This window comes from Nostoc flagelliforme FACHB-838 (genome assembly GCF_014698065.1).
Classification (GTDB): Bacteria; Cyanobacteriota; Cyanobacteriia; order Cyanobacteriales; family Nostocaceae; genus Nostoc; species Nostoc flagelliforme_B.
Genome location: NZ_JACJSI010000246.1, coordinates 1 through 8,712, shown reverse-complemented (window position 1 = coordinate 8,712; position 8,712 = coordinate 1). Strand labels below are relative to the sequence as shown.

Below are 8,712 nucleotides of genomic sequence, written 5' to 3'. Positions count from 1 at the left end.
CACGGACACATCATTAATATAGATGGGCCCAAATTCTACGACTTTGCCCCCGATCAACAAAAGGGATCAGGGGGTGCGATTGACTTGGTGATGCACGTTAACAATTGCAATTTCCGGCAGGCGGTTGTCTGGTTAGATGAGCGATTCGGGTCAGCTGGAGTAGAACGTGCAGCTCTAGCTCACGTTAAGAACAGGGCGGCTGACATTATCCAGACTGAACCCCGTCCCCAATTCACCCCACCCGTTGAAGATAAAGCTAACTGGTCTGCCGTTGAATATTACCTCACTCAATTTCGGGGCATCCGCTCTGACTGTGTACAAATGCTTCATAACCAGGGGCTAGTTTACGCTGATCAGCAACAAAATGCTGTGTTCGTCATGCGAAATCTTGATGGTCAACGTAACGGTGCATTCCTAAGAGGAACTAGGGGAGAGAACAACACTTTTAAAGGATACGAGAAAGGAACCAAACGCCGCTCTTGCTGGTTTTACTTCCACTTGGGGGGTAAGGCTAATGATTTTACCTCAACAGCGATTCTATGTAAGTCCCCCATCGATGCTATTTCAAGAGCCATGCTGGAATATCTGAAGAGGGGCGATGTTCCACCCGAACGAACAGTCTATATGGCTATTGATGACATCAAGAGCTTACCACTTGAGCGATTGCAGAAAGTTCCTAATATACTGGTGGCGTTTGGTAACGATAAAAGCGCTGATGCGGCAGCACAGCGTGTATTAGAACTAATGCCACAGTCCCAAATCAAAAAATCTAAAGCCAGTGATTGGAATCAGCAGCTACTTGATTATGGGCGACAGTTAAGGCAACAGCAGCAACAGCAACAGCAGGAAGATGAATTGAGTCTTTAACGGGAATGATACAAGGCAGTCAATGCAAGGAGATTTCAGGCTCTATATAATCATTCAACATTCAAAAATAGATTAATCTTGACTTAAAGTACACTGCTGTTGAGCGAGATAACAAATTGCTTCCTTGCCTCGTAATTGCTCTCCCTTCTGCAAAATTTGAACATTACCAGACAGAATAACCTGCCGTCCTGTTGGTACAAATCGAATTTGATCAGCGCTCCCTTGAATTTGAGCTTCTGAATAGACAAAAGTAGCGTTACCAATCGCTCTTACTTCTTGAGTGTCCTCATTGTATTCTTGAGCGTCTGCCTGGAGGGTAATTTTTCCTGTTTCAATTAATTGGGCAATAGTCTGTGCATTTGCTCGTGTATCAACTGTTGAGTTTAGCAGTAATGCAATCCATTGAGGCAGCCGTCCTGATGTGATAGTAGGAAGACCCAAAATAACAGTAATTGCAAGTGAGACACCAGCAATTAAAGGAAGGTGACGATTCCATCGTCTAAACGAAATCTTAATTGGATTTGCTTTTTTTAATGCAGATTGATGCGCTTGCAATAGCTTGGTTTCGAGTTGAACTTGAAAAATTGGGTCTGGCTCAATCTCTGTTGCAAGGTCAGTTAGATGAGAAAGTAATTCAATATCTAACTCAGATAAATCAGTAGGTTTATCAGATTTAAAATTCATGATCTTCACTCACAAGTTGTGGCTAAATACTTACGGAGGTCTTTTAAAGCACGGCAACCCAGCATTTTGACAGCAGCTTCACTTTTTCCCATGACTTGTGCTGTTTCGGCTACACTCAGTCCTGCAAATATTTTCAGGGCAATGGCTTCTGCTCGCTCAGGGCTAAGTCGTCTCAGGGCTTGAGCAACCTGTTCTAAGGAAAATTGCTGATTGACGAATTCTTCTGGTGTAATTGAACTGTCCGCAACTTGAGAAGCCTTCTCCAATGGTAATGTTGAACGCTTACCACGAAAATAATCTGCTGATTTTCGACGGGCAATTGCCATCAGCCAAGCCGCGAATTTACCTTGTCCTCGAAAACTAGAGATTCCTTCTTGGGCTGCTAGGAATGTTTGGGTAGTTAAATCTTGAGCATCATGCACGTTACCTACTCTCGCTAACTGATAGCTGTAAACGGCTTTGAGATTGCGTCGGTAGAGTTCTGCAAAAGCCTCTGAACTATGCAGTGCCTTCTGAGCTAACTCTTCATCTGACCTCAAAATGAGTTCTGATAAGTATTGGTTGTAAGGCTGACACGACGAGAGAAAATCCATTCATGCTTTCCTTGCATCAAAAAAAGGTTCTATTAGGTATGTCGCAGACGACTATCATTTCGTAACAGGCAAGTCTAAAAAAGTTTTTTTGATAGCCCTGAAGTCAATCAGCACAACACTTCATAACACCGGACGGATGAAAACTTCTAGTAGGGATGCCGAATTTATCTGCCGTCTTTGAGCTATGCCTTAGAGATCACCTCGCCACCTCAACCAAAAATGCAGTTGCTACGTGGGGCAGGTTTTAACACAGTCTGCTGCGACATTGGGGTTAAACTGGCGCACAGTAAAGCATCCAGACCAAGATTAGCCCAAATAGTGATCGCAAGAGAGCGGGCGGTTACGCCATCGCACTTTTTAAGAAGCAACAAAACCTAACTCAACCAATTACAAATACTTCTCTAAGGTAGACATCTCGGTTGCCTTCCTCAGTCACCACAGTAATAGTCCCATGTGTTTTGTCATAGCTGGTCATCTCACCTGCAAACTTGACAGCACCACTAAGCGATCGCACTTTAACCGAGTTCCCAACAAACAATTCCGTTTGTTGGGGTAAATATAGCGAACGGCGGATACCCTTAAGTAGTTTTTTTATAAAACAGTAAGCTAACGGGTGGCAGTGACCACCCATTTTTATGAGCCAAAGTGAACCTCTCTCTCGGCGGCTGGTACTAGCATCTCAAGTTGCGCGAATTCACCCAAGGTCAAAAACCCGTGCAGTTCCGAGTAAGAAAGAATTTCCATTTCACTCAAAATATCCTTAATCACCTCCCAACTTGGATTAGGGGATTCCAAGATACAAGCGATCGCAAGAGAAGCTAAAACCTTGGAATCTTCGGAAGATCGCACCGACTCGGATTCACCCGCACCACTTTCTAGCTCTGACGCACCAGTGACGCATGAGTTTTCCAAGTCAGGTAAGGGTTCCGCCCCACTTTGGGAGCTACCCGCCCCACTTTGGGAGCTAACCGCCCCAGTTTCGCCCCAGTTCCCGCCCCAATTTTCCTTATCCTGCAAGACTTCCGCCTCACCCGCCCCAGTTGGGGTTACATATTCCTCTTTTTCCATTGTCGGAGAAAGCAATTCAATTTTTATTTCTTCCTCTTCAATGTTTTTTCCAAAATTAGAAAAACTGGGGCGGGTGGGGCGGGTTGCTTGCTGTGACTGGGTTTCTGGGGCGGGTAGTGGGGCGGGTATGGGGCGGGTTGACTCGAAAGTGGGGCGGGTAACTTCCAAAATCCCGATGCCTTTCAGTATTGGAATCTGTTTTTTGCGAACATCACAGTACCTAGACCCTTTAACTGCTTTGGGGAAGAGTTGAGCGATTCGAGCGATGATTTGGTTGATGCCCTTCACGTTTTTGTCGCTGGGGCGAACTTGGTCGATCCATGTCCTACGATTGTTGTCATCTATAGTTAATGTGCCGTTTTGCTTGTACCAATTCTCTAGGAGCATCCACAAAGCGCTTGCCGACATCTCGCCGCCTTCGACGTAACCGAGTTTTTCGTCTTCAATGAAATCAAATAGGTGGTTATTTTCTCTCTGAAGGTTGCGGAAAGCGTCGGTTGTACATTCGTAATCAATCCCTGACTCTATGAGGTTGTTGAGAGCTTTTAGCATTCTATTTAGGAATGCGGGGGCTAATTTCGTTCTGATAAACTCTGGGTCATAGCGGAATCGGGGGTCTCCTTTTATCTCGTTTGGATTATTTGGATCAGGATTATCTACAAAGGTTTTTTTGAATTCTAAAATTGCAATCCTATCTTTGATTGCTTGTATTACGCCTTGAAAAGCGGGAGTCTCGTTCAGGTTGAAAATACCTATTGCGTCAGAAGAAAATTCTATATGGTCTTTCCCTTTCTGTTCGCAATGCAGTGTATCTCCAGTGACAAATAATTTTAAACTTTGAAGTCTATCAATCCTAGATGTTTGTGGGTTTTCAGAAGCCCAGTTAACTCGACTATATATAAGTGGGGCTAGTCCGAATTTTCTACCTTCGTCATAAGATTGAAAGTCACCCAAAGAAACAGAAGTTAATCCGTTTTTCCCATAAATGGTTGATACACATTCGCGCAGAGCATCTTTACCATTAGAACCAAGACCAATTGCAAACATTGCTTTTACCTCTCTCCCTCTAAATTTCCTAACATTTTGAAGGTCAAGTGATGCAGCAACATTTCTAAGAAATATTTCTTGCTGTGGCTTGTCTAAACAAGCTAAAAGTTGCTCACAATATGTATCGTCAGCCGACGGGTCATATTCAATTAACGGTTCATAAATGAAGTAGTCCTGGGGCGTATGCGGGTCTAATCTTATTGTAAAATCCCTGCCTTCCCACTCAACCCTGACTATCCCATTAGTGCAATTTACGCCAGGAGGATTGATTAGTTCTGGATCAATTTCTGTCCCCATTTTTACCCATTCCAAAACCTTTTTGACTGAACTGGGCGAAGCATAAGGACAAGTTTTTTTACCCTGCTCGTTCTCGACCACAAAAGAATTGCAAAAGTCGTAGATTCTTTTACGTTCTGCGGAATCTGGAGAGTGTTTATAGTGATTGCCAGTGTGGTAGTAAAGCTTATCAGCAGCACAAATCCAGTTCTTATCGCCGTAGAGAGCTTGAAAAGCTTGCTGGGTAAAGGCTATAACCGGATTTTGGTCATCACTATCAATGACATTTACCTCTGCCTGTTGCGTTAGCGCAGCTTGCTGTAGGCATCGCTCTGCCACGGCCGCGTGGATCTCCTGCTCTAGCCTACGGATAAACTCTGGTACTTCCATCTGCCCCAAAATTTCTTTAATATCTGATGACTTATATGGTAAGCCAGGGCAGATATCATGGGGGTTAATTCCGATCAATGCGATTCCCACCTCGGCTGCACAGTCCTGGCAGGTTTGGAGTTTCTTTAAGCCAGTGTCATCGGCATCGTGCAGAAAAATGATTAATCCTATGCCTGAATCTTTCAGGAGTTGGTATTCTGGGGTGATGGTTTTTTTGTCCCATCCACTGCCCTGAAACGTAATCCCAGCAAAACCATGCGAGCGACCAACTTCTACGCATCCCTCACCCTCATGCTGGAGTAGTGCCGGGGTTCCTGCCACAGATTTAGCGGCGGCGATCGCTTCATCAATGCGGTAAGCTTTCCAGGGTTCATCCCCTTTTCTCATCTCTGGTGTGCCGTCCGGGAGCCTGTGCCATTGGCGGAAGGATTTATCTTTTCCCTTCTCTTTGATATAATCCGCCCATTCATAGCGAATTACCCATTGGCTTTGTGAGTAAGGATAGATTGTTTGTGTTGCATTCCCTGGTATTCCCTTTGGGAGCTTGCAAGTTATGTTTTGAGTTTGGGGTATGTCAGTCGCCGCTTGGGTCAACATCACCAGTGCTAATTCACCATCTGGAATTGGCGCACTTTTGGGCAAGATTCTCTTGGGCTTTGCTGCCAAACGGTTTAGGGATGGAGTGTAATTAGCCCCTGCCTTTTCTGCCACCACTTCAGCCCAGGGTTTAATCGCCTCTCTGATGTCCTTACACTCACAATTATTGAAGCATCTGTACTTCCCGGTTTCTGGGACAATAGATAAGTCATTCCCGCCACAAACTGGACAAATAAACTTATTTTTAACTTTGGACGGTTCTAGTTGGTCTTGAAAATTTCGGATGTCGAATTTTTCAAATGCCTGTTGAGTTCTTGAGGCATTAGTTTTTTTTGGTGTATCGAACAGGCGTTTATTTTCTACACTGGCAGTTTTGGTATTGCGTGCTGCTAACTCTTGCTCCCCTGTAGCTGACTGTGCTATAATAAGGGGATCTGAATTATTCAGTAGTGCGCCATGATGTGAGAGTCCGGGCGCATTCTCAATTTTTACCGTATTCATTTGTGGCTCCTGAATTTAGTGATTACTTTCGATAAAGATTGAGTAATCCCTTCCGTTTTCAGGCACGCCACTGTTACGCTAGAGCTATAGAAATTAATGAATAATGATGTTGCGGTAGGACTGACCGCTTTGGCGACGACTGACAATCGTCTTGGTATGGCATAGCTCTAGTAGGAGGTGGCGTACCCTAAAGTAGGTGGGGACTACCCTTTTTTTTGTGCTTTTTGCACAGTGTATCTATACAAACATGAGTTTTTACCCTGTGCGCGGAAAACAATAAGGTTTTGTGCGTCTTGCCGTGAAATATAAACGGTAAACTTCAGTGATGCTAATCATCTTTTAGTTTGCCTGCCTTAATTAATTCTTGTTCTATATACTCAGTAATCCTTTTACTCATATCTGTACCTATCTCTGTGCAATACGCTTTAAACAGCCGTCGGTAATTTTCTGGCACAATTATGCGGACTTGTACCATTTTCTTTTCTTGGTCACTCATAGAAACCTATGCACAGTATAGCCACTACAGCCACCAAATGAAAGCAGTAGTGGCTATATAGCATTTTATTGCTGTAAAGCCACTTTTGTATAAGTAATGGCTATAGTGTCTTTATAGCCACTATAGCCATTACTGTGTTAACTTAATAGACATGAGCGCAAAACGGACGATGAAGCGCGTGAAAAGCCACACCAAGGATAAATAGGTTGTAGGACTTAGTAGCCGCCTAAAAATGACCGCAAACGCTTATCAATCAAAGAATTAACCCTAAAATCTGAACCATGAATTACGCATATACCCAGCCAGTTTACGGCTTATCATATCCGCCGAGTAACGGGAAAGTAAGTCCACAGCACGGACAGGTAAGACCGCGAGTAGTTTTCGATGGCGGCAACCGTTTTGTGAAATGGATTGACCCCAACAACCTTGTGCAATGTTTGCTCAGTGTTGTAAAAGAAGTCAGTGAATATCAGTGGAAGCGGCTCAAGCCCGATGACCAGTCAGTATTAATTGAAGTTGATGGTAAACGCTTTGTAATTGGGCGATTAGCTCAAGAACTAGGTGGTGAGCCGACCTTCCAAACAGATAAATGCCAATTGGCATCCATCCTGGCACTTTCTGCAATCCAGCCCAATCCCGGACAAACAACCGTACACATCCAGCAGATGATTGTGGCACTGCCGAATACTCTCAACGATGACGATGTAGCCGCAGTAAAGCGAATTGCTAACCACCCATTGACCAAAGAATTTAAACGCAATGGTGAATACATCACCTATACCGTGGGTGAAGTCGTCCCTGTTGATGAGACTGAGCCAGCATTCCACTACGCTTTAAATCAAGGTTTTTTCAGCTTCCCAGAGGCGAAAAACGCGATTTGGGATTTAGGAGGCGGCACGGCTATAGCCAGAATTTACACGCCCAACGGAACCATGATCCATGATGCGGAGGTGATTCTACCCGGAACCAAGGCACTCGCCCAGCAAGTAGCGGTAGAGATGAAAGAGGTGTACTCTCTCGATTACAGCCCTAGTTTACAGGGCATCATGGACGCGATCGCACGAGGTGATTGCCTCTACGGGACAGACAAGCTTGATTTCTCCTCCATCTTTGAAAAAGCCTGTGACCAGTGGGTAGAGTCTGCCCGGAGAGAAATTCGCTCAAAGTGGGCGCAACACCTACCAGAGTTGGGAGAAGTCTTGATTGTAGGCGGGAGTGCAGATATCGCCGCCCCTATCTGTGCAACTTCTGGAGATCGCTTTAAGATTGCCCCATCGCCGCAGTTATTCAACATCATTGCAATGGCTTATCAGGAGTAATGCCAATGACGCAAACAAGAATTGTTCTTAATCCCAAGTACAAGCCCAAAGCCGAAGAAATCTTAGAAGCGACTGGAATCGATAACCTCTCTCAACTGTTTACCCTGCTGCTAGTTAATTACGGTGATTGTTTGGTTAACTGCTTAAAGCACTCACACCAACTACCTATACAGTCATCTCTAGTAGCTCAAACGCCTACACAAGTCCCAAATCAGCCACCATCTATCAAACCTCAACCATCACCACAAGCTAAGAAATTTGCTCCAATGGGGAGCTTTTAAGTAATGAAATACAAAACACTTGGATTCTCTGTTGCTGCTCTTAGCTTTCTAGCCCTTGGCTATTTCGGAGTGCAGCAGCTTGGCAGAAACAATATGTTCACCATCGCCGCAGTTGTGGGAGGTGCAGGAGCCATCAGCTATGTACTTCAAAAGCCGAGTCAACCAGAAGCACCAACCGCACCAATCAAAACCCAAAGGAAAGGAAAGAAGTTATGAGCCACCAACACACCCAAAAGACACAACCATCACTAACAACAACCGAAATCATGACCATCATCCTGGGTTGCGAACAGACTCTAAGGTTTGTGCAAGCATCGCCCAATTACAAACAAATCGAAGCGTCCGAGCGGTTCAGTACATCGAATGACCTGCGTCTGGGTGATGCCGTTCAAGCCTTGATGGAGATTCACGAAGCAATCCTAAATATCGAGTTTTATTCCCAAGTTGAGGGACAAACTTATGCTTTCAATGACAGCCTTACAACGTAACCACCTCTATGAATTCCGTGGTCAACAACTGCGCTACAGCCATCGCTCTAATTGTCGAGTCAATGCCCCTTTCATTTTCAATGACTCGAAAGGCAAGCGAAGAGA

General features: G+C 44.7%; 10 protein-coding genes. 5 read left to right on the top strand and 5 right to left on the bottom strand.

Annotated features, from left to right (window positions below; all coding sequences use genetic code 11):
- Positions 1-867: DUF3991 and TOPRIM domain-containing protein (locus H6G97_RS39275; RefSeq protein ID WP_190946053.1), on the top strand; the 867-nt coding region annotated here is incomplete at its 5' end.
- A 72-nt stretch (positions 868-939) separates the two neighbouring features.
- Here the strand turns inward: H6G97_RS39275 and H6G97_RS39270 are convergent.
- The 5 genes from H6G97_RS39270 to H6G97_RS39250 form a co-directional block, all read right to left on the bottom strand.
- Entirely contained in the window at positions 940-1,551 is a 612-nt protein-coding gene (locus tag H6G97_RS39270; protein WP_190918571.1) for an LptA/OstA family protein, read from the bottom strand.
- Positions 1,552-1,556: 5 nt separating this feature from the next.
- The gene (locus H6G97_RS39265; RefSeq protein WP_190918573.1) at positions 1,557-2,144 is read right to left on the bottom strand and encodes an RNA polymerase sigma factor; all 588 of its coding nucleotides are present in this window, start codon (positions 2,142-2,144) and stop codon (positions 1,557-1,559) included.
- 379 nt (positions 2,145-2,523) lie between these two features.
- Positions 2,524-2,775: a hypothetical protein gene (locus tag H6G97_RS39260; RefSeq protein WP_190918574.1), complete on the bottom strand. Its 252-nt coding sequence runs from the start codon at positions 2,773-2,775 to the stop codon at positions 2,524-2,526.
- Positions 2,776-2,777: 2 nt separating this feature from the next.
- Positions 2,778-6,023 carry a DUF5906 domain-containing protein gene (locus H6G97_RS39255; protein ID WP_242055870.1) on the bottom strand — a complete coding sequence of 1,082 codons (3,246 nt, stop codon included), beginning with the start codon at positions 6,021-6,023 and terminating at the stop codon, positions 2,778-2,780.
- A gap of 328 nt (positions 6,024-6,351) precedes the next feature.
- Positions 6,352-6,519, bottom strand: coding sequence for a hypothetical protein (locus tag H6G97_RS39250; protein WP_190918576.1), 168 nt, complete (start codon positions 6,517-6,519; stop codon positions 6,352-6,354).
- Between the two features lie 281 nt (positions 6,520-6,800).
- On the opposite strand from H6G97_RS39250, the gene H6G97_RS39245 reads away from it, so the two are divergent.
- The 4 genes from H6G97_RS39245 to H6G97_RS39230 are packed head-to-tail and all read left to right on the top strand — an operon-like array spanning position 6,801 to position 8,607.
- Positions 6,801-7,838, top strand: a complete 1,038-nt coding sequence (locus tag H6G97_RS39245; RefSeq protein ID WP_190918578.1) for a ParM/StbA family protein — start codon at positions 6,801-6,803, stop codon at positions 7,836-7,838.
- A gap of 5 nt (positions 7,839-7,843) precedes the next feature.
- Positions 7,844-8,119, top strand: coding sequence for a hypothetical protein (locus tag H6G97_RS39240; protein ID WP_242055869.1), 276 nt, complete (start codon positions 7,844-7,846; stop codon positions 8,117-8,119).
- Positions 8,120-8,122: 3 nt separating this feature from the next.
- Positions 8,123-8,335: a hypothetical protein gene (locus tag H6G97_RS39235; RefSeq protein ID WP_190918582.1), complete on the top strand. Its 213-nt coding sequence runs from the start codon at positions 8,123-8,125 to the stop codon at positions 8,333-8,335.
- Positions 8,332-8,607: a hypothetical protein gene (locus tag H6G97_RS39230; RefSeq protein ID WP_190946052.1), complete on the top strand. Its 276-nt coding sequence runs from the start codon at positions 8,332-8,334 to the stop codon at positions 8,605-8,607. The genes H6G97_RS39235 and H6G97_RS39230 overlap by 4 nt, the downstream gene beginning before the upstream one ends.
- The last annotated feature ends 105 nt before the right edge of the window (positions 8,608-8,712 follow it).

What these genes read in the sequence shown, in the direction of transcription:
- H6G97_RS39240 (WP_242055869.1), top strand. Translation starts at nt 7,844, where the DNA reads ATGACGCAAACAAGAATTGTTCTTAATCCCAAGTACAAGCCCAAAGCC.
- H6G97_RS39250 (WP_190918576.1), bottom strand. Translation starts at nt 6,519, where the DNA reads ATGAGTGACCAAGAAAAGAAAATGGTACAAGTCCGCATAATTGTGCCA.
- H6G97_RS39260 (WP_190918574.1), bottom strand. Translation starts at nt 2,775, where the DNA reads ATGGGTGGTCACTGCCACCCGTTAGCTTACTGTTTTATAAAAAAACTA.
- H6G97_RS39270 (WP_190918571.1), bottom strand. Translation starts at nt 1,551, where the DNA reads ATGAATTTTAAATCTGATAAACCTACTGATTTATCTGAGTTAGATATT.
- H6G97_RS39235 (WP_190918582.1), top strand. Translation starts at nt 8,123, where the DNA reads ATGAAATACAAAACACTTGGATTCTCTGTTGCTGCTCTTAGCTTTCTA.
- H6G97_RS39245 (WP_190918578.1), top strand. Translation starts at nt 6,801, where the DNA reads ATGAATTACGCATATACCCAGCCAGTTTACGGCTTATCATATCCGCCG.
- H6G97_RS39230 (WP_190946052.1), top strand. Translation starts at nt 8,332, where the DNA reads ATGAGCCACCAACACACCCAAAAGACACAACCATCACTAACAACAACC.
- H6G97_RS39255 (WP_242055870.1), bottom strand. Translation starts at nt 6,023, where the DNA reads ATGAATACGGTAAAAATTGAGAATGCGCCCGGACTCTCACATCATGGC.
- H6G97_RS39265 (WP_190918573.1), bottom strand. Translation starts at nt 2,144, where the DNA reads ATGGATTTTCTCTCGTCGTGTCAGCCTTACAACCAATACTTATCAGAA.